This window comes from Alteromonas sp. AWM4_230 (assembly GCF_056158305.1).
The window spans coordinates 2,843,550-2,864,086 of the sequence record NZ_JBSWTB010000001.1; the positions used below are offsets into that span (position 1 = coordinate 2,843,550).

Below are 20,537 nucleotides of genomic sequence, written 5' to 3' on the forward strand. Positions count from 1 at the left end.
TAATTTCTTTCGCCCTTTGTTATGCTTCTGCGAAGGCTACAGCTTCGTCAACGTCTACCGCTACCATACGTGAAACGCCAGGTTCCGCCATAGTAACACCGGTTAGGTGACTCGCCATTTCCATCGCTATTTTATTGTGGGTGATATAAATAAACTGCACTGTTTGTGACATTTCTGACACTAAGTTACAAAAGCGCCCTACATTTGCATCATCCAATGGTGCATCTACTTCATCCAGCAAGCAAAATGGTGCTGGATTTAATCTAAAAATAGCAAACACCAATGATAAAGCGGTTAATGCTTTTTCTCCACCGCTTAAGAGGTGAATCGTACTATTTTTCTTACCAGGGGGGCGAGCCATTATCGTCACCCCGGTCTCCAATAGGTCATCATCGGTAAGTGCTAGGTATGCTGACCCACCTCCGAAGACTTTAGGAAATAACATTTTAAGGTCTTCGTTAACCTGCTCAAAAGTGTTTGAAAAGCGCGTGCGGGTTTCTTTATCAATTTTCCGAATGGCCGATTGTAGCGTTTCTAGGGCTTCAGTAAGGTCGTTGTGCTGTGTATCTAAATGAGATTTTCTTTCTGACTGGGTTTCAAATTCTTCAACCGCAGCTAAGTTCACTGCCCCCAAACGCTGCAAATTAGCCTGCGTTTTTTCAAGGTCATCTTGCCAGCGTTTCTCTTCTGCGTCTTCGGGTAAGGTTTCTAGAATGTTTTTCAGTGACTGCTGTGTTTCGTCAAGCTGCTCTAAAATCGTATTCGCGCGTACACGATACCCTTCAATATCGATGTTAAGTTTATCGATGTTTGTCTGTCGGGTTTGAATGTCTTTACCTAGAGCCTGATGCCCTTTTTCGGCTTCTCGTAACCACTGCTCTATATCTTCAAGACTGCGCTGTTTAGCGCTTTTCAGCTGTTCTAATTCCGCTTTATTTTCTAACAGAGACTGAAGTTCTGCTTCCTGAATTTCTTCCGGAGACGTAAGATGCGCTAGCTCTTTTTGCAATCTTTCTTTGTTTTTTATGTATTCTTCACGCTGCTCAAGGTTACGCGTAACCTGCTGGCTATATAAGTTTTGATGATTTTCAAACTGCTGCTTTTTTAACGCAAGCTCATGATTTTGCGACGTTAATGAATCGACTGAGGCGCGCAATTCTGACGTAGTTCGCTCATTTTCTTCACGTTTGGTGTTAACTTCATCAATGTGCACTTCATATTCAAGGATTTGCGCTTCTTGAAGTTCTAATTTTTCAGACAGTTGCGCTAACTGCTCTTCTTCTTTAGCAAGCATTAACTCTTGTTTTGCCAATTCATCATTGAGTTTAGCGCTGCGAGTAGACTGCTGCTCTTGCTGCATTTCAAGTAAAGAGAGCTTGTTTTTAATCTGAGCCCGTTGATTTTCTTTTTCAGCTAAGGCGTTTTGAGCCGTATGCTTTTGAGCTTCGCTTGTTTCAAGAGCCTGCTTCGCTTCCTCAATGGAATGCTCAACTTCTTCAATGAGATTTTCAGTGGCTTCAATATCATCTGTAAGTGCTTTAATCTTGTTAGCACGCTGCAAAGCACCGTCATTCACCTCACCTGGTTTAACAACCCAATTGCGGCTTGCCCACAGGCCTGTAGGTGAAATTGCGCTAGAAAAGCCATTACCATCGCTTTTCATCTCGTCATCAGCTAAGTATTCCACCTTGCTTGTCAGGTCTTTATCGTCTTCACACAGGTAAATGTCATCAAAAAATGCGGGAACCCGTGCCGGTGAAGTGTGGCTACCGCTAAGGTCACTTAATAAAGCATTAGCTAAAGATCCAGCTTTTGCCGAAGTTACAAACACGCTTTCGGTGTATACCTTTATGCCGGTGGGCAGACGCGCTTTGTTTTTAAGAAGTTCTTGTACCGGGTAGCTTTTTGCGACAACAGGATCTTTTGCGTGCTGTAATATAGCCTCTATACAGGGTGCAAGCTTTTGGCTTGAGCTAAATTGTTGCCAAAGCTTTTCTATTCCTTCTAATAGCATATCTTCGAAGCTAGAGGCGTCTTGCTGAAGCGCTTCTAATGCAGATTTGGTTGACTGGGCGGTTTGCAACTGACCCAGCGCATCCCGTCGTTTTGCTTCAATGGTTTGCACTTCAGCATGTTGTTTTTGCACTTTCTCGCTAGCTGCTTGAACCGCCTGTTTACCTTCATCAATATCAAAATCTAGCTCGTTTGCTTGCTCATCTAGTAATGCAATTTGATCTGAGTAATCTTCGTCATCGAGTTGTTTTAGCTCGTCTTGCAGTTCGCTAATACGCTGAGATGTACGAAGCTGCATACTCATTGTGGACTGAATTTGGCTATGACACTGTTGCACGTCTTGTCGAAGCTGGTTGTACGTTTGCTCTTGTTCACGTGCTTTTACGTTAAACTCTCTAAGCGCCTGCTCAACTTCTTCAAAACGCGCTTTTGCGTGTTCCAACTCGGCTTCTTTCAGTACAAGCTCTGGTTCAATGTTTTCAAGCGCCTCGTTTGATACGGCAAGTGCTTCCTGTGCCTCATCAATAGAGTGGTTTAGCAATTCATGCTGTTCGTTGATTCGCGTTAATTCTTGCTCTATTTGCCCTTGTCGCTGTTTAGCATGCAGGGCATTTTGCTCTAATCGCGTTATTGCATTGCTTGTGGTGAATAACTGCTGCTGCAGATCATCGATGACTTGCTTGGTCTCAACTTGTTTAGTTTTATACGATTCAAGTCCGGCTTCATCACCTTGTAGCCTGGCATTTAAATCATCAACTTCTAGTTGCAGTGTTTGCTGCTGTTTTTGCAGCACTTCAATATGCTCGCTATTTTTAAGAAATCTAATCGCCGCAAGCTGGCTTTTTAACTCACGAGCCTGTGCGCGCAACGTTTTATAGCGGGTTGCTGCGGCAGCTTGTCGCTGTAATTTTTCTAACTGCTTGCCAAGTTCATCGCGCACATCGTTTAAGCGTTCAAGGTTGTCTTGCGTGTGCCTTATTCGATTTTCTGTTTCTCTGCGACGCTCTTTGTACTTTGAAATACCCGCAGCTTCTTCAATAAACACGCGTAGTTCTTGTGGCTTAGATTCGATAAGCCGTGAGATCATACCTTGCTCGATAATGGCGTAAGAACGTGGGCCTAACCCCGTTCCTAAAAACAGATCGGTAACGTCTCGCCTGCGACATTTGGTACCGTTGAGGAAGTAAGTAGACGTGGCATCTCGGGTCACTAATCGTTTAACAGACAGCTCGTTATAGTTAGCAAATTCGCCCGCGATCCGCCCTGCACTGTTATCGAAAACAAGTTCGACGCTACACTGCCCCACGGGTTTTCGTGAAGATGAACCGTTGAAGATCACGTCTGTCATTGCATCGCCGCGTAGGTTCTTCGCTGAGCTTTCACCTAATACCCAGCGAACAGCATCAATAACATTAGACTTACCACAGCCGTTCGGGCCAACAATGGCAGTCATTTCCCCGGGAAACGGAATAGTAGTAGGCTCAACAAAGGACTTGAAGCCCGCAAGCTTTATCTTCTTAAGCCTCACGCATCATCCCTCTGATATACAGAATTGCCGGACGAAATCGTCAAAGCTTCAGCCCAATACCCCTTGGTGGGATGCTGAATTAGCGGATGATATGGAAATGATGTAATCACACAGAAGGTTCTTTTGTTATTATGTTTCGACTCTACCAAAACTAACAGCTTGTAACAATTACCATTTCAGCGAGTTAGGCACAGAACGCGCCAAGTGCGTATGATAGAGTAAATAGTTAATAAACAAAGCGTTTAAAATAACGCGAAGGAGTATGAATGAGTTCAGGTGGTGTACATTATTTCTTTGAAGGCTTTTCGCTTATAAAGACAAAAGGGCTAAAGCGTTTCGTGTTTGTGCCCCTCACTATTAACCTTGTTCTGTTTTCCGTTGCTTTTTATTTCTTATTTGGCCAAATAGAAATGGGCATAGCCTATGTTATCGACCTTGTACCAGAATGGTTAGGCTGGATAAAAACGGCTATCAGTTTCTTCTTATGGCCTTTAGCAGTTATAAGCGTATTACTTATTTTCGCACTTATTTTTGGCACCCTAGCCAACTGGATTGCCGCGCCTTTCAACGGCGTGTTATCAGAAAAGGTTGAGCGTCATTTAACGGGCCAAGACTTAGGTGATGAAGGCGTTATGTCGTTGGTAAAAGACATTCCGCGCACTGTAGGTCGCGAACTGACTAAACTTATTTGGTATTTACCTCGCGCCATCGGTTTTTTATTGCTGTTCTTTTTCCTACCTATTATTGGGCAAGTACTTTGGTTCTTATTTAACGCCTGGATGATGGCTATCCAGTATTGCGACTACCCTTATGATAATCACAAGGTAGATTTCACTCGAATGCGCTTGCACCTGGGCGAACACAAAGGAAAAGCAATGACCTTTGGCATGATGGTAAACGTATTCTCGCTCATTCCAGTGGTGAACTTCATTGTTATGCCGGTAGCAATTTGTGGTGCCACATCTATGTGGGTAAGAGAGCTGAAGCCTACGCTTCGAGGGTAGCGAGAAATAACCCGTTGCAGTACCTGTGAAGGTGGTTGTTGAATAGAACTATGGCGTTATCGAAAAAGAGTGCGCGGCTGCTTATTTGGTTCCGGTAAATGCTTCGTACTCAGCTAGCCAGTGGGCCGCCTCTTTTTGATTACCGCTATTGTGGAAAGCCTGGAAGAAATTCATTGAGATGGGACGCTGCGCATTTTGCTTTTCAAGCTGGTGCTGCCAAAGGACCAGATATAAAGGCGGGATCACGCCGCTATCGTGGTGTTCCATGAACGTAATACGTCGGCTAGGTTTGTAGCTATTAAGCCCCAACACTGAACAGGTTTTAGCGCGGGCGATAATCGTTGCGGGGTCTATCGATAGCCAATTCTCTACCGTTTCATGCGGTGCATACCAATACTCAGTATCTACCACTACGTTGGGAGGTAGAAAGCCTTCAATTCCATCTTCATTGCACAGCTTGTTTGCCATACCCTTGCCAATTGGATATTCATCTGCAAAGCCAGCAAAATGCGCAAGTTCGTGCACGAATACTGAATAAGCGTCACTAATATCTAAATACATTACACCGTTTTGAACGTTCGCTTTACCCTGCTCGGCCACCACTACTGCATGGCTAAATTTACGCTTTTTGGCGATATTGGCTAACGGCGTAATATTGCAACCCAAGATACCCGCCCTTTTATAGTTATCGTTACATTCCAGCACATCGGATTTAAGCCAAATAGGCGGGGCTAGACAAATAGAAAGGTTTTCAAGGCGCGAATCGTCGTTATATGACTGATAAAGTTCGTGCGCTCGCATGATGGTCGCCAAACTTGTAGCGAAAGGTTGAACACGCTGCAGGCAATTTGCTTTACCTTCCCAATCAAAAGCGCCAGATTGCCTTGTTGCTTGCGCCACTGAATACGGAGAATAAAGTTTGATGGCTTCTAGTGCTTTTTCCGCTTGTTGATGGCCTTTTTGGGCTGCAAATTTAAAATGCGATTTAGCTTCTGAGAATTCGCCCTCGTCCCACAAAAGCCTTGCGTACTTAAACGCACTTTGCATGTCTAAGGTTGCTGTAGCTGCCAGCAGAGGCTTAGCTAACTGCTGTTGACCGTGAAGTAGGTACCAATCGGCCAGTGCAGCCTGTGCAGGCAAATATTCCTGCGAGGCTGCGCGTATCAGCCACTTTTCTCGCTTTTCTGGCGAATCGGTAGACATTGCAAAGGCTAGTTGCGCTTCAGCAACATCGCCAAGCGCTGCTAAGCGCATAAAACGCTCTGAAGCCCCCTCTTCGCCTAAAATTTGGTACAACAACCACGCAGCGTCAGCATTTTCTAGATTAACAAGCTTCTCTAGAAAGTAGGTCGCTGTCTCTTGATCAATGGAATCTGTAGAGGAAAAGCCGTTGTTATATGCACTCTCAAATATCTCAAGCATATAGGCTTGGGCAGTGTCACTACCCTGCTTTGCAGCGAGCCAAAGCAGCGCTAGCGCGTTATCTCTTGGATTATTTTTAAGGGTAGTATTACCGCTATCTGGGGCAATAGCATTAGACTGAACGCTTTCAAACGTGCCAGTTTCCTCACCTTCTAATAAGACACCATCTTCATTTTGATGTGATGGTAATAGCACGCTAATAGCGTTCGAGATAAGTTGAGGAGCATAGCGCCCGCTATCGCCCGCAACGATAAGCAGTGCGAAGACTGCTAAAAATAAGCCTCGCATAATGCTTTGCGCTTACTCTTCGCTAACTACATCGTTGCTAGCTTGATCACGCAAACGGTTAAGCTCCATTCTTGCGTAACGGTGTTCTACATAGTCGAACACGTTTGTACTTAGCGCAAGCTTGAAGTAATTAGACGCGATACCGCTATTTCCGCGTAGGGAATGAAATTTACCTAAATAAAAATACGCTTCACATAGTCGGTCAGTTAGCGCTTTTTGGCTTTTTACACCGTTAAGCAATGAGTTAAGTACATCGTTTTCATCGACAGTACCTAGGAATAAATCCACCAGCGAAGTTGCCCAATGCTCATTATCTAGCGTAGGACGAATAGACGCTAAGTAAGTTTGGCCTTCCACTTCTGAAACATCGTAATGAGCGAAGTAAGCCCACAGCGCACGAAACGGATCGCTGTTATCTTTTTCAAAAAAGCGGTTAAGATCGTTAGTCGCAAGTTCTGCGCGACCGCCATAGTAAAGCGCGATGCCACGGTTCAAGAACGCGAAATCGTACTCTGGATTAATTTCAATAGTAGAGTCAAAAGCGTCGTAAGCCTGAATGAAATCACTCTGCTGGATATAATGAATACCCATAGAATTATAGGCTTCAGCTAAATCAGGCTTTAAGTTAATGGCTTGGGTGTAATCGAACTGCGCTAAACCTGCAAGGCCTACGCTGTCGTAAAGCATGCCTCGTTGAAAATGAAGTTCAGCTTTATCTTCATCTGAAAGCGCCGGGCTAGTTAGCACTTGATTATAGCGTGCGATTGCCATCTCTGAACGAGGGTTGACAGGTGCAGGCTCGGCCAAAAGCAAATTCCCCATCTGTGGTCTTTCTGAAGCAGGGGGTGTTTGCGCACAACCGGTTAAAATAGCAGCGAATAGAGAAAAAAAGATGAGACTAACGTTTCTGCACATGGTAAAAAAGCATTCTATAAAAAAAGAAAAAACCGCCTGAGCATTTAATATACGCTTGTCTGCGGCGCTAATGCCGCCAACCTTCTCGCATTTGATGATAAAAGTAAAGCGTATTGGGTGGTTAACACAGGTAGCTATGAAGAAAAATAATTTAGAACAACTATCACAACTTGCTTTTGACGCACAGAAAAACTCTCATTCACCCTATTCCAATTTTAAAGTTGGTGCTGCGGTACTTACGCCTAGTGGCGAAACCTTCTCTGGTTGTAACGTAGAAAGTGCTGCTTTCCCACTAGGGCAATGTGCCGAAGCCACGGCCATCGGAAATATGGTTACACAAGGTGAAAAACGCATCTCACACATTGTTATTGCCAGCCCGAACGATGAATTTTGTTTTCCGTGTGGCGGCTGTAGACAAAAAATTGCTGAGTTCGCACCAGATGAAACTCCGGTAACCATGGTTAGTCAAAGCGGAGAGAAATTTGAAACCACAATTGGTGAATTACTTCCCAATGCCTTTAGGGCGCACGATCTAGACAAATAGGTTTTCTAACCATACCTTGCAACAAACGAGGCTCAGGCAGTTTTTAAATCTACCAGCCTCGTTTTTACGTTTCTAAGCATCAATAGAAGCAACATTTATAGCCCGTTTGTGGAAAGGCGCTTTTGCAAAAGGCGCTTTTGTAAAAGACAATACACTGTGTTGTATCAGATGTTGTGGATTAGCGCTTGGTAAAATTGTTGTTTGCATATTGTTCCCCCTTTTTTCACTGAACGAAGGAACTGAATAAAAGGGGTGAAAATATTTATTGTTTTTCTACAATTGCCCTTGCAGTTTCTACAGCAAGCTTAGCAGTCCTCTAATCATTATTTTCATTTTGGCGCTTATTTAGTTTCGCTGCTGCCATAAAGCCAATAATAAAAATGGCGAAGATAACCACGCCTACCCAAATCAATACGTTAAAAAGAAAGTCCATGTTATTCCCTAATCACAATTTTATAATTTAACTTTAACATTTATTTGATTGAGTAGGCGAATTAGATCATTCAGCCTATTTACTTATCAACGATGTTATTGAGATTTTTCTATACCAATAGCCATTACAGACTGACCGTCTTTAATGGCTGGCATTTGATTAACCATCATCACCGTGCCATCAACAGGCGATTTGAGGGTTTCAACTAGATTTCCAAAATAGTCGGTGACCTTACCTATGTCTTGCCCAGTTGACACTTCATCGCCTATCTCCACTGAAGCCTTAAAAAACCGGTTTTCGAGCTTTTAGGGTATTTAATGGTTTCGTAAATAATTGGCTCAGGATGCGGCTTTGACTTTTCTGGCAACATCTTTAGAAAATACATAGCGTTCTCAGCCACCTCTAGCGCTTTCGCTACAGACTCTTCATCTGTCTGCGCTAAGTGCCCTATTTCGGTAGTAAGGCCAGGCTTTCCTCTTGTCATCGCTGTGTTAGGGTAAGAAATTGAATTGTTAGGATCTCTTGGGCGGTCGCCATACATGACAATATGCTGCATGCCAGTTGCTTTCGCGAATTCAAATGTTAAAGCGTCAAGCTCTTCGTCGCCCACAAAAGGAGAATACACATGATTCAATAACGTTTGGTTTGCACTGCCAGAATGCATGTCTATTAAAAAGTCAGCTTTGCCAATAAACTCTCTGGTTAACAACTCAGCAATTTGTTCTGTCGGTGTGCCATCCGCGCTCCCTGGAAACTCCCTATTCAGGTTTTTCTCATCTTTAGGGTTTAACGCAATTCTATTTCCATGGAACCCATCTAAATTTGCCAAGTGCAGTACAACCAACACACCGCTCATCTCGTTAGGATCAAGGTTTTGCTGAAGTTGTTGTAGGGCATACATAGACGGAAACTCATCACCATGAATACCGGCGGTAAGTAGCAGTACTGGACCGTCATCTTTTCCGTTTATAACCGTCACCGGCAGCGTTATGCTTTTCTCTGTAGCAAGGTAGGACGCTTTCTGACCCGTTTGGGTGGTCACGCCCATCAATTCATAAGGTTCATTTGCGCTCGCGTTTAGACTAAACGCAGAACAGAGAGAAACAAGAACACCGGCTAACGCTTTCTTTTTTAACGACATACTTAAAAACTCATTGGAAAATAACGCACTAGTAAGCCAGAACGTTTTAGGTTAATCAATAATAAGTATTTTAAAGTACCTTTATGAAAAAATACCCGCTATCAGCGGGTATTGCGTTATTCTAACGAAATAAAAAGTTGGTCAACTTCACTTTGCTGGTTCTAGGTTCGATACTTCGTTAGTTTCAGGCTGTTCATCACCTCGCTCGCGAATTGCTAGCTGCACATTAGAAACGTTTTTAATCAATAACCACGTAACAAGAGCTAGAGGAATTGAGATAACTTCTGAAGCCTGTGAGACCAAATTCACATTCATAATTTCAGAAATTTCTTCCGCTCTTCTGGACAATCGAAATGCCGCCTGCCCCGCTATGCTGTTAGCGATCCAAAAGAACCACCAAATGCCTAAGATTGAGCTCACTTTTTCTTCTGACCAATTTGATGGGTTTTGGCTAGCCTGCCAAATTTCTTTCATCGCTTGATAGGGCTTCCATAGCGAAACAATGGGAATGAAATAAAAACCTATTGACCAGCCCGGTGAAAACGCCATGTCTTTCGCACCTAGTTGACGCGCATTTTGATTTGCTTGATAAATCCATTTTAAAATTAAAATGCCAGAAACGATAAACACACCAAGGTAAGAAAAAGCGATAACGGCCTGTCTCATGTCATTAGCTTCTGCATCGGCCACCGCCATTTCTTGGCTAAAATAAACGCCGTTCTGGAAGTCTGTTAAAAGCTGGTACTCCATTAAATTTGAGCAGATAGCGACTAACGAAAGGACAACTTGAAAGCATAGAAAGTACTTAATCCACGCCATAAGGTTTGTAGGGTCTTTGAATTCTTCTTTTTTATCTGACATTTCTATTTACTACCTTGGGTCTAGGCCACTTTACCAAGCTAATCTATCTGCTTTTATTGAGGCTATTGTTTATGTTTATTATTCGATTTCTACTTTTGTCACAATTAAATAGCGTTTATTTATTAACTAGCTTTTAATTAAGCGTTTTACCTGAGCCTGTTCTCTAAAAGCTCCTGAAACGGCTTTGGCAACGCATTACGGGCTTTGCGCGTAATCTTAACTTCATGTTTTTGCCACAATATTCCTACATACACCACACCTAAACCAATAGCCGTTAACGCAACAGGAAAAAGCCAACTGTCTCTAAACACATTCGAGGCCAAGTGGCCTAAATAGAAACAGCTGCCTAACGCACCAAATATCACAAAGACTTTCCGAACCAATAATGCGCCTAGCCCAACCATGACTAGGTTTATACAAAAATAGAAAAACTTTGAAAGTTCGCTGTCTGAGTTTTGGCTAGTAAGCCCGCCCCAAAACGCAATAACGCCGAATAAATATAACCAAAATGCGTAGTCGGCAGTGTGCCTTGAACGTATATCGACCCAAAAAGCTAATAAGGTCATGAGTATGCCAAAGTACATAGATACTTGTGCGCGAAATTCCCACGTATGAGAGTTCCATATATCGTCTTGGTCGATGAAAAGCATGACAGCATCCATACTGATGTACCACAGTGTTACTGCTATAGGCATTATCAAAAATGGATACTTGTACCGCCAAGCGACTATCATGCCGGTCACCAATGTGCCAAGTTCCATGTACAACCACAGCCATTTAACGCGTGTATGAAACTGACGATAGACTGCATCGTTCTCGGGCCAAAGGCCAAGCCATTGTTGAAAACCGTAGATAGCAAGCGGTGTTAAACACACTACAAAGGTTGCGCAAATACCGGCAGGAATAATAAGGTTTTTATTTGCTAAAGAGTTAGTAAGCTTTATCCCTACACCAGCGTAGAGCAATGATATGAAGATTATCCCCAGCCCCCCAAACTGTTCCCACCCTAAATTCATAAACAAAGTCATGGCGCCAATAGCGATAAGGCCGCCCAAGTAATAGAGAATGTGGGTAAAGGTGAAAGCGGGAGTATGCTGGCTTTCTGCCTGAAAAAAGCTGTAAAGGTCAATGCCCTGCTGTTCAGAGATGATATTCTTCGCTACTGCTTTTTGAATACTTGCTTTCGATACTTCCATGTACTTCTCTGAGTTAGCTTGTAGAAATTAGAACTTTTACTTTACTGGGTTATAAGCAAAAAGCCAGACTAGAGAAGTTACAGAGTATTACTCGTCGCTTTTTCGTAAGCCTTCTCAGATTTGTTCCACGTTAAGTGGCCAAAAGCGATACCTGCAATGGGAAGGATGATTAAAGCAATGGTTGGGCGTACCCAAATATTTTCTAATGGGTCAAGAAATTCCATTAGTAGGGTCCAGAAGATGGCTGTAGACACGCCCCACCCTAAAACACCGTTAACTAAAACGAAGCGCTGTTTTCCTTTCTCTCGCGTTTTTGCCCACTTTTCCATTTTCATGTAAATATCCTTTTTCCAAATATTAAACAAGCAGTACAAGGCAAACAAAAACAACTATTGAGCTAACTAAACCAACAGCGAAGGTCCTTCCTTCGTCTCTGCCCACTCGCGGATATTCGCCAAAGGTTAGAAGTTTGAGCACTATATGCCCTATCCCTTTTATAACGAACTCAATGATAGCTTCTACGACTATCCATTTGAATATCCGAAGTATAAAGCGGCCCAGTGGTTCTAAAACGTCTTCCATAACTTTAATGCTCTTTGTTGCTTTTATTAAACAGTGCTTTTGTTAAATAGTGCTTTTACTAAATGGTGCCGTTATTAAATAGTGGCTGTCTAATAATTTTGTCGCTAACGACGCCCTTTACTCGGCACTCTGGTTCGTCTAATGGCGAGACTACAAGCCAATTTCACCAATAAAAATCAAGGCCCACATAGCCAACACAGCGACAAAATTGATGGTAAACACCATACCACGCAATCTAATATTGTTGGTAAATATTTGAATAATGCTGTGCAACACTCTGCCAATTACAAATACCCAAGCCAAGTAGATTTGCTCGTTGTCTATTGGCTCATCCATTGCGATAAGCAACACACTGGCAATGTAAAAAAATATTGGCCACTCGAATTGATTGCTTAGGTTCGCGCTGATTTTAAGCTGAATATTGCTGAAAGGGTTTGAACCATCTTTGCCCTGCCCCACACCCCATATAACCGGTGCGCGAACTATAGTGAGTAATGCGTAAAGTACAGTACAAAGAAGTACATGCGTAAATAGTGGAAGTATTAAACTGGACATATTAATGGGCTACACGTTCACTTTATACTTCAAATCAAGGGCTTCATCACCTGTCATTCCGCGGAAACCCCACTGATACTTTTCTTGTTCTTTAATCGTAATCTCGATATCTACGGGTGAAATCTCCAACTCTAGCTCAATTTGTTTAAACAATGCTTTTATAAGAGACTTTTGCGTGTGTATTTCTCGCCCTTTCATCATGTTTATTTCGATAACTGTGTATGCCTCGGTTCTACCATCAGGGTAAAAGAAGTCGTCTTTTGACAGCGGCACAAAGCGATGCGCTCTCTTATTTTCGGGTAAGCCCAAGACTGATTGCATACATGAATGAATAACATCTGAAAGCTTGCGTTTTATTGGGTTTAATTGTTCGTCTATGCCATAGATTACGATCACGTTGCCGTCCTTTGCGTTTATTGTATTGCTAACGGAGTTTTAGTTATTTTTCATACCCGTTCTATTTCGAGTATTTTATTTTTTCACTTTAACGCAGTTTAACCTCAAATATGATTTCACTTTCTTTTTCTATAGAACCATTTGGACCAAAAAGTATGCTGTAGTAACGCAAACGTTCATTTAACGCCTCTGCTATTAGCACTCCAGTTAATGCAGGTTGCGGCCAAATTGAATTGTGTGCAGAAATCATTTCGGACCACCTTCTGGTTAAAAGCTCTTTATAACCACCATTTTTCCATTCACCCGGTATATCACTCCACTCTGCACAAGTAATTAGCACTTTTAGCGGGGCTGAAAGGCAACATAACTTTCTCATTTCGTGCTCAGCGTCGAGCGCAACATTTTCCGACTCAATGAAAATCAGTGGAACATCTGTTCCATTTCTAGATTTTCGACAAAATGTATAGTCGATTTTGAAGAGCTCTTTTTTGTAATTTAAGCCCATTTTACGAGAAAGCGGCTCTAAAATAGTATCCTCATAAAGGCGAGTACGATTCCTCGATGTCTTCCAAGACTCATTGAATTGGGAAACAGGTAAAGCTTCTAAACTTTTAACGAAGGAAGATCTAAACTCATCCCAAAGTAAGTGCAGTGCCATTTAAATCCTTATGTTGAGTGCGAATAAGACAGGTATAAAATTTATAACTTTGTAGCGAAACAAGCCTGTCTTGTTTACTCATTTGTTTAGCTAACGCAATGGTGCTAAAAGATGTTTGTTAGTGTTACGCTCACTCGGTAGTTACCTATTATTTCTAATTGGAAATTTACCTTTAATTGCAAACCAAATACCTGGAAAGCCAAAAGCGAAAAAGAATAATATCGCATTGAATAAAGATGGTTCAGATCTCTTGCCTGATATTAACTCACCATTTCCGAGTTGCCCTAGTAAATACCAAATAGATAACCCAAATACAGTTAACCCAATTACTCGACCTAAGTAATTACGTAACTTTCCAGTAGTGATACACATTACAAAAATGGTTAAGCAGAAAGCACCAAACACATAAATTCCGATTGGCTTACTCATTTCTGGCGCAATTAAAATCATAACAACACCAAACAACCCTGTAATACTACCGAGTAATATTCTAGATAAAGGACTTAACCCTTTGTTTAGGACATATTGACCAGATTTGTACATACTTTCCCTGTAACCCTAATGCTCCATAAAGAAAGGACAATGCATGGCTATACTTAGCGAAGAATGAGCGCCAGCCATACTTTAAACAACTTTACTTAACATGCCAGGCATAACTTGAAAAATCAAAACTGTCCCCGAATACAAAAATGTGACTACACAAAAATGCCCGCCTTGTTTAGCCGCCTAAATAGCCGCGCCCAAACGACCTACCATTCAATATCTTTTGTCTGTAAACACACAAATAACCCCAGAATTGTTGTACATAATTTCATGGTTGAAATCACAGTACGCTGCGGCAGCATTTAATGGCAACTGTTCATTGCCCCACCTTTGGGGCTTAAAATATGCGAGCTCTCCACTAATGCATCTTTTCGCTTCTTGGTCTGTTGAATAAACACACATTTGCGATTGGTCGACGTGAGTCTTTTGGTCGCATCCATTCAAAAGAATAGAAAATATGGCTATGAATAGTAATTTCTTCATGTGACTTCCTTGTTTCGTTCTAGACCGTTAACACGTGAATAAGGCGTGTATTAGTACTTGTACGCCATAAAGATGCCTGTCTTGATTAATCCGATTCAATCCTGCCATGGAGATTGACGCTTCTGGAGCAAATTGAGGCATATCAGTAACATCGATAACCCCATTTTCAGATTCTTTTTGGCTTATCTCCCAACCATATTTTTCGCTGAGCTCTCGTGAGATCGCATTCCAACCACCACCAGTATCAGTAAAAAATGTCAGGGTAGTTCCGTCCGCGAGTTTTGGTTTTAGGTAAATTAAGTTATTCTTAAATTCACTGGGTAACTCTTCAGAAAGACAAATAAAAGGGATTGAAAAGATTAAAAGCGATACTAAATGCTTCTTCATTGGCCTTCCTTTGGCGTTGTTTTTTTATTTTTCCTGGGCAAAAAATAAATTCTTCTAGAACAACATTATGTCTTTGAACGCAATATTTAACATCAATAAAACAACCGAAGCGGTTCCTAAGGCCTTTTGCATATTAAGTAATTTGGCATTGGGTTGGCGTTTAGGCATTAAAAACTGTTTTATGTTTAGTTGCGTTACCAAAAACAGTACCGATGCAAGAAGCATTGAAATGAATAGCAATGGCTGACTGCTTTGAAGCGTGGAATAAGCGAAAAAAAGAGGAATGACAGTAAATAGCGATAATACAATTCTGGCGGGAAGTTCATACTTGACCATAAATAACATCCTTGCTTTTGTAGGCGGCGAGTTTTTAAACTCTAGCGGTTGAAACAAAATGGGGCAACGTTTTTTTACTTAACATGACAGGCATAACTTGAAAAATCAAAACTGTCCCCGAATACAAAAATGAGACTACATAAAGATGCCCGTCTTGTTTAGCCGCCTAAATAGCCACACCCAAACGAGCTACGATTCAATATCTTTTGTCTGTAAAAACACATAAACAACCACTCGTGCTTTTCATCACCATAGTCGTTGATAAAGTTCGAGGAAAGGTAGTAAAACCACCACCAAAGTGATGCTAAGCATAAGAAAGCTAGAGGGATAGAGCTTTTAAAGCGAGTGTTCATTGTACGGCTCTATAAAATCATGAATATTGAGTAGCTTAACAGCCAAAGAATTTGGCAGCCGTAACTTAGGCGTTGATAAAGCCCTGGTACAGTTTTTCGTTCAAGGGATTTTGCTAATTTATATGAAAAGAAAACGCAGCCAATAACGCTTAATGCAGATAGAATCCTCAGCGGCCAAGCATAGAAGCTAGAAAAAGTAACGATCAGCGGCGCCACGGTAAACGAAACTAACATTATTAGCCCTGACCACGTATGGATTTTACAACTTTTCGAAGGTGTTGTTGTATATGGGTCGGCGTCCATTGGGAAGTAGCCACAAACCCAAGTACAGATGCCATGTATTATTGTCATTGCACCGATAACCATAGTTGGCATATGGTCTGGATGTGAGTTTATAAGGTAATACCCAAACAGAGCGAACAATAAGCCCAACGGGTAATTATTGATTGCAGGAGAGAGTTTCTGTGTTGGACTACCAAACGCACCAAGTTCACTACAAAACTGCTTCGTATGGCTATAGTTTGGATAAAAACGAGAAGCGATGTAAATGCCTAAAACTATCCAAACCGATGCCGCTATCCCTGTAAAAGATAAAAAGCTATCCAAATGGGTGTCCTCCTTGATTTTATTGCGCTTACAGTAATTAAGCGAAGCCCCTATTCATAAGCCGAAAAACGTTTTAACTGGCTTGGTGCGGGATATTTTGCGTTATCATTTTTTTATTGCCGCTATAGTTTTCATAAAACTGCTGGTGTGCAGTATAAGAAAACGTATCGTCTCTTTTTGTATATTGGGCAATCCAGTCTATCAGCATGGGTAAATTATCATCTTGAGCTTGTTTGGTATCGTATTTATGGGGCTCCCAAGGTCTTGCTTTCGCGTTAGCGATACACAACTCAATGGGTAAATTCATAAATATAATTTCTGAAGACTGCCCCTCTACTAGCTTAAGAAGGTCTGTGTAACACCCCTCAATTACCCAACCCTGATTAGAAGCGGTAAAAGACTGTATTTCTTGATCCGACTCTTTAATCGGCTTTCTTTCTGGCGGGCTAGTGGGTTTCCATGCAAGGGTATCGAGATCTAAATGTGCTAAACCGTGAATTTCACACAAACGACGCGCTAGCGTAGATTTGCCAGAACCGGAATTTCCGAATATTAAAATTTTAGTCACGGTGTTTTCCTTACTACCTTAGCAAAAGGCATCGAGAAACGCTTATTATTCTATAGCGTGTACCCAGCTAATCATGAAACTTAAGCCATTTCTCATCTTTGCGAATAAACCCAGTTTTTGTTACTGAATGAGGCCACTGATTTTCCGGGTTGTGCACTATCCCTTTCACCGTTTCTATACTATCCGTATCTTCTGAACCCGTTACAATTACAACGTCTCTAGAGGGTACATAAACAACTATATCGCCTTTCACCGGAAAGTTTTCTTTCGTCCAAAGCGCATCATAAATTAGAAAAGACGCTTCGTAAGTGCCATCGGCCACAATCATCGAGATGGTCGAAGGGTCTCCTTTAATTTGTAGTGACACAATAGCGTTCATCAAATTAGACATTGAGAAGTCCCTAAGCTCTTCCTCTTTTACGTCTAAGTTAGCAATGTCTTCTTTCGGTATGAACTTGATAGATGAGGGTGTATCAATGGCATAAAGAATATAGAGTACATCATTTAGCTTCTCATAAAAGAAAGGCAGCTCACCCTCATTACCTTCGCTCATCAATTCAGTTATATGGTTTATATAACCTGAATCTTTTATTACGGGAAAAATATTCGCTTTATCTATGTTGGATTTAGCGTCATTACTGTTCTTTGTTAACGCACTGATGTACGTTTCTATAATTACGTCGAGCTCTTCTGGGTCAGAAAGGTAATTCATATAGGCATTATCGAGATATGCGGTAGACGTTCCTCCACCACTGTAAGTCATCTCAACCTCTAGACGGCCTTTTATTCGCGCACTCACAACCTCTGGTTTGGTGGTAACAGCCTTCACATACCTTTGAGTAAACGCACTTTCATCTAAATTGCTTTCGGCAACCACACTACTTATAAAAAAGCATAAAAACGCTATTATGAATGTTTTCATTTTCCATATTTTTCTTTAATTAACACATCAAAGTATTGAGTATCGTTTGGACATTCGTCGCTGTTTTTGGCGAAATCGCTACTGCACCCTGGGTTGCAGAATCCAACGGTATAGCCACTATATTCGGCAAGCGAATCGGGCTTTACGGGTTTGCCAGATCTAGGGCAGAACTTATTGATGGGTTCCATAGTTTTTTCTCTGTCGCTAGTTAAGAGATACAACTTATATCGTAATTGCTGTAAAAGCTAAAAATATGCGCGCCTCTCACGAATAGAATACGACATATCGCACTTTTCACACGCAATGTTCCAGCTACCGAACCGCTGAGTAATGTTCAACTCATCAGCACATATTGGACAAACTTCATCAAGAAAGGTACTTGGAACGCATTGAGAGCTTAAAAGTTAAGTTCTCTTTAACAGCTAGCCACTCTGTATTGATGATTGAAAACACAACCGTATCTCTATAACCACCATTTGGCATTTTTTGATGATTCCTAAGCACGCCGTCTTGTTTTGCACCTAAACGCGCAATAGCATTACGTGAAGCTTGGTTATGCCAGTTTGTTCTGAACTCTACAGCGATTGCTCCGAGACTTTCAAAAGCGTGGGTAAGAAGAAGTAGCTTACATTCGGTATTGCATGATGTTTTCTGATAGCTTTTGCTGTACCAGGTGTAACCAATTTCCACCCTTTGATTTAAAAGGTCAGCATTACAAAAGCGTGTTGAGCCGATAACCTCTCCGCTAGCTTTGTCTATAACCACGAACGGTAACGATAGCCCTTTGGCTTTCTGCTCTAGTGCTGTCGTAATATAGTCATCAATAATTTCAGCGCTTGGTACAGAGGTGAACCATAGCTTCCAGAGTTCACCGTCGTTTGCTGCGTTCACTAAAGCGTCTGCATGTTCCATTGTTAACGGAGTGAGCTTTATATTCTCAGACTCTAACTCAATATCTTCAAACCACATTTCACTTTCCATGTATTTCTGACTGTATGTTGCTAAGCACAAAGATGCCTGTTTATTTTTGCTTACCAACTGTTGGAAATATATGATGCTAAATCAAAAAAAGCATCGACTTTATCTCCGCGTTTGTTCCAGTTATCATGAGTATGAGGCATGCCTTTCACCTCAATCCTTTCATGCTTCTTCATTAGCTCTATTCTTAACAGTGCGCGCTCTTTTTCATTTAGCATCAATGACTGTATTTTTTCTAGTTCGCCAGTGTCTAACCAAATTGCACCACAGCCTGGGCACTCATCTATCTCTACCGCATGAAGCGGGCTATAAAACCTGCGCAACATCACGGTATCAGGGCATTTGGGACAGGAAACCCGTTTATGTAAAGAATCGAGTTGGTAACGAAACTGGCTAAGGTGCTTTGCTAACACATTCCCTCTTTTTTCTTGCGGGTTTTCAAAGTCACTTAGTGTTTGATTTTCGAGTAAGACACCGCCACATGCTTTGCTGTAATAAACCGGAACTTTACCAACTGTGACTTTTTTTAGCTGTGTTTGCGTTCTTGGGCACTTCATTTTTTAGTCTACCTTTGTTCTTCTAATATTGTGACTTGATACAACTGGTTAATAAAGTAGGGTTATCAGCTATCTTTGAGAAACTCATTCAACCTATATAGATTGTATTTTATAACCATCTTGTCAATGTAAGACAGGCTGCCTCCTTTCAGATGGTTACTCTTTATCACTAAAGTATCGTCAGCAACTTCTATATAACGGGATAAGTCTAAAGCCTTGAACTCTTCATAAACACTGACTAGTTCTTTATTGTTAATATCGATTTTATCAATCGTCCAAGATAGTCCATCTCGTTCAACAACGAATATAATGTTACTAAGAGTATTTTCGCTTATGTTTTCAAAGGTAACGTGAACAGAAACAAAGTTGTTTGAGCTAAAAGGAGTCCAGTATTTATTCAAGTCTGTCGTGTAAACAACACTACTAAAGTCCTTTAATTCGAGCGTTTTCATTAGGGAAATCAAAAATAAAAAACTTTGATCTTCACAGGGTAGTCTTTGGTCGACGCCACTTGAACTCTTGAAGTTTAAAGGTATGCATTTTTCAGCTTCAAAGCCCACTTTCACGGTTTCTAGATAATTTTCAACAAGCTCTTTAGCTCTGTGATTTTCACCTAAGATGCTTACCATTATAAGCAACAAAACGATGGGGAGAAGCCCAAGATACTTCAATAAAACTCTGCTTCTAAATTTCATAAATTCCTTTTAGCGTTCTGACTTTTCAAGAACAATCCTATATATGTAAGGCACTACGTAAAAATGCCTGTCTAGTTTTGTGTTCCGTGTGTGTGGAGTTATTATGCATCCAAGGCTTTTTGCCAAAAAACAGCGCTGCCAGCCTCTGGGTCTAATTCGTAACTACTAAATCCAAATTTTTTATACGCCGCTTTAGCAACATCATTATTGCTCAGTACCTCAAGGGTAATTTTACAGCAACCACGTTCCTTAGCTATCGACTCCACTTTTTCCAATAATTTTTGACTAAGCCCTAGCCCTCTATAGTTTTTATGAAAAACTAATCAAGACAGGCATAATTAAATATTACATAAAGTGCCTATCTTCTATAATTCTAAAAGTGCCGGTACATATCGCTAAGCTTCGTTCCGCCTTTTGGCTGAAAACATGCCGAACCAGAACGCCCCTTCTAGAACAAGGCCTAAAATGATAAATAGAAATACACCTGACTGAATACCCATACTGTAAGATGCGATTGCTGCGACTAGAAGAAACAGAGCGATAATAATTCGATAAACACCATTCATTTAAACT

25 protein-coding genes and 1 pseudogene are annotated in these 20,537 nt (G+C 41.4%); 2 read left to right on the forward strand and 24 right to left on the reverse strand.

What is annotated here, in order from left to right; all coding sequences use genetic code 11:
• Positions 1-19: 19 nt before the first annotated feature.
• Positions 20-3,541 (reverse strand): chromosome segregation protein SMC, encoded by a 3,522-nt coding sequence (smc, locus tag ACXACS_RS12180; protein WP_474806895.1) that lies wholly within the window; start codon positions 3,539-3,541, stop codon positions 20-22.
• A gap of 266 nt (positions 3,542-3,807) precedes the next feature.
• On the opposite strand from smc, the gene cysZ reads away from it, so the two are divergent.
• Positions 3,808-4,545, forward strand: coding sequence for a sulfate transporter CysZ (cysZ, locus tag ACXACS_RS12185; protein WP_334060514.1), 738 nt, complete (start codon positions 3,808-3,810; stop codon positions 4,543-4,545).
• Between the two features lie 81 nt (positions 4,546-4,626).
• Here cysZ and ACXACS_RS12190 read toward each other — a convergent pair whose 3' ends face one another.
• Positions 4,627-6,255 carry an SEL1-like repeat protein gene (locus ACXACS_RS12190; protein WP_474806897.1) on the reverse strand — a complete coding sequence of 543 codons (1,629 nt, stop codon included), beginning with the start codon at positions 6,253-6,255 and terminating at the stop codon, positions 4,627-4,629.
• Positions 6,256-6,267: 12 nt separating this feature from the next.
• Positions 6,268-7,170: a lipoprotein NlpI gene (gene nlpI, locus ACXACS_RS12195; RefSeq protein WP_474806900.1), complete on the reverse strand. Its 903-nt coding sequence runs from the start codon at positions 7,168-7,170 to the stop codon at positions 6,268-6,270.
• Between the two features lie 136 nt (positions 7,171-7,306).
• On the opposite strand from nlpI, the gene cdd reads away from it, so the two are divergent.
• Positions 7,307-7,714 carry a cytidine deaminase gene (cdd, locus tag ACXACS_RS12200; protein WP_474806902.1) on the forward strand — a complete coding sequence of 136 codons (408 nt, stop codon included), beginning with the start codon at positions 7,307-7,309 and terminating at the stop codon, positions 7,712-7,714.
• A 528-nt stretch (positions 7,715-8,242) separates the two neighbouring features.
• Here cdd and ACXACS_RS12205 read toward each other — a convergent pair.
• The 21 genes and pseudogenes from ACXACS_RS12205 to ACXACS_RS12305 all read right to left on the reverse strand — a co-directional run bounded on the left by ACXACS_RS12205 (position 8,243) and on the right by ACXACS_RS12305 (position 20,530).
• Positions 8,243-8,404 carry a hypothetical protein gene (locus tag ACXACS_RS12205; RefSeq protein ID WP_474806903.1) on the reverse strand — a complete coding sequence of 54 codons (162 nt, stop codon included), beginning with the start codon at positions 8,402-8,404 and terminating at the stop codon, positions 8,243-8,245.
• Between the two features lie 8 nt (positions 8,405-8,412).
• Positions 8,413-9,288 carry a M14 family metallopeptidase gene (locus ACXACS_RS12210; protein ID WP_474806905.1) on the reverse strand — a complete coding sequence of 292 codons (876 nt, stop codon included), beginning with the start codon at positions 9,286-9,288 and terminating at the stop codon, positions 8,413-8,415.
• A 147-nt stretch (positions 9,289-9,435) separates the two neighbouring features.
• Positions 9,436-10,149 (reverse strand): DUF4328 domain-containing protein, encoded by a 714-nt coding sequence (locus ACXACS_RS12215; RefSeq protein WP_474806907.1) that lies wholly within the window; start codon positions 10,147-10,149, stop codon positions 9,436-9,438.
• Between the two features lie 146 nt (positions 10,150-10,295).
• Positions 10,296-11,345, reverse strand: a complete 1,050-nt coding sequence (locus tag ACXACS_RS12220) for a DUF2157 domain-containing protein (RefSeq protein ID WP_474806909.1) — start codon at positions 11,343-11,345, stop codon at positions 10,296-10,298.
• Between the two features lie 77 nt (positions 11,346-11,422).
• Positions 11,423-11,680: a hypothetical protein gene (locus tag ACXACS_RS12225; protein WP_474806911.1), complete on the reverse strand. Its 258-nt coding sequence runs from the start codon at positions 11,678-11,680 to the stop codon at positions 11,423-11,425.
• A gap of 22 nt (positions 11,681-11,702) precedes the next feature.
• Positions 11,703-11,927: a hypothetical protein gene (locus ACXACS_RS12230; protein ID WP_474806913.1), complete on the reverse strand. Its 225-nt coding sequence runs from the start codon at positions 11,925-11,927 to the stop codon at positions 11,703-11,705.
• A 150-nt stretch (positions 11,928-12,077) separates the two neighbouring features.
• Positions 12,078-12,482, reverse strand: a complete 405-nt coding sequence (locus ACXACS_RS12235) for an MAPEG family protein (RefSeq protein ID WP_474806915.1) — start codon at positions 12,480-12,482, stop codon at positions 12,078-12,080.
• A 9-nt stretch (positions 12,483-12,491) separates the two neighbouring features.
• Positions 12,492-12,878, reverse strand: a complete 387-nt coding sequence (locus ACXACS_RS12240) for a tautomerase family protein (RefSeq protein WP_474806917.1) — start codon at positions 12,876-12,878, stop codon at positions 12,492-12,494.
• Positions 12,879-12,966: 88 nt separating this feature from the next.
• Positions 12,967-13,536, reverse strand: coding sequence for a hypothetical protein (locus ACXACS_RS12245; RefSeq protein ID WP_179983364.1), 570 nt, complete (start codon positions 13,534-13,536; stop codon positions 12,967-12,969).
• A 141-nt stretch (positions 13,537-13,677) separates the two neighbouring features.
• A complete protein-coding gene (locus tag ACXACS_RS12250) occupies positions 13,678-14,079 on the reverse strand; it encodes a hypothetical protein (RefSeq protein ID WP_474806920.1) in 402 nt (133 codons plus the stop codon).
• A gap of 510 nt (positions 14,080-14,589) precedes the next feature.
• A complete protein-coding gene (locus ACXACS_RS12255) occupies positions 14,590-14,949 on the reverse strand; it encodes a hypothetical protein (protein WP_474806921.1) in 360 nt (119 codons plus the stop codon).
• Positions 14,950-15,003: 54 nt separating this feature from the next.
• Positions 15,004-15,285 carry a hypothetical protein gene (locus tag ACXACS_RS12260; RefSeq protein WP_039232803.1) on the reverse strand — a complete coding sequence of 94 codons (282 nt, stop codon included), beginning with the start codon at positions 15,283-15,285 and terminating at the stop codon, positions 15,004-15,006.
• A gap of 362 nt (positions 15,286-15,647) precedes the next feature.
• Entirely contained in the window at positions 15,648-16,244 is a 597-nt protein-coding gene (locus ACXACS_RS12265; RefSeq protein ID WP_474806924.1) for a DUF998 domain-containing protein, read from the reverse strand.
• Between the two features lie 73 nt (positions 16,245-16,317).
• Positions 16,318-16,812, reverse strand: coding sequence for an AAA family ATPase (locus ACXACS_RS12270; RefSeq protein ID WP_474806926.1), 495 nt, complete (start codon positions 16,810-16,812; stop codon positions 16,318-16,320).
• Positions 16,813-16,879: 67 nt separating this feature from the next.
• Positions 16,880-17,734, reverse strand: coding sequence for a DUF1444 family protein (locus ACXACS_RS12275; RefSeq protein WP_474806928.1), 855 nt, complete (start codon positions 17,732-17,734; stop codon positions 16,880-16,882).
• A complete protein-coding gene (locus ACXACS_RS12280; RefSeq protein WP_474806930.1) occupies positions 17,731-17,922 on the reverse strand; it encodes a YHS domain-containing protein in 192 nt (63 codons plus the stop codon). The genes ACXACS_RS12275 and ACXACS_RS12280 overlap by 4 nt, the downstream gene beginning before the upstream one ends.
• A 178-nt stretch (positions 17,923-18,100) precedes the next feature.
• Positions 18,101-18,703, reverse strand: a complete 603-nt coding sequence (locus ACXACS_RS12285) for a GNAT family N-acetyltransferase (protein ID WP_474806931.1) — start codon at positions 18,701-18,703, stop codon at positions 18,101-18,103.
• Positions 18,704-18,765: 62 nt separating this feature from the next.
• Positions 18,766-19,269 carry a zf-TFIIB domain-containing protein gene (locus ACXACS_RS12290; RefSeq protein WP_474806933.1) on the reverse strand — a complete coding sequence of 168 codons (504 nt, stop codon included), beginning with the start codon at positions 19,267-19,269 and terminating at the stop codon, positions 18,766-18,768.
• Between the two features lie 65 nt (positions 19,270-19,334).
• Positions 19,335-19,964: a hypothetical protein gene (locus tag ACXACS_RS12295; RefSeq protein WP_474806935.1), complete on the reverse strand. Its 630-nt coding sequence runs from the start codon at positions 19,962-19,964 to the stop codon at positions 19,335-19,337.
• Between the two features lie 101 nt (positions 19,965-20,065).
• A pseudogene (locus ACXACS_RS12300) lies at positions 20,066-20,272 on the reverse strand (GNAT family N-acetyltransferase); the annotation flags it as partial.
• 87 nt (positions 20,273-20,359) lie between these two features.
• Positions 20,360-20,530 (reverse strand): hypothetical protein, encoded by a 171-nt coding sequence (locus ACXACS_RS12305; protein WP_474806937.1) that lies wholly within the window; start codon positions 20,528-20,530, stop codon positions 20,360-20,362.
• Positions 20,531-20,537 lie beyond the last annotated feature (7 nt).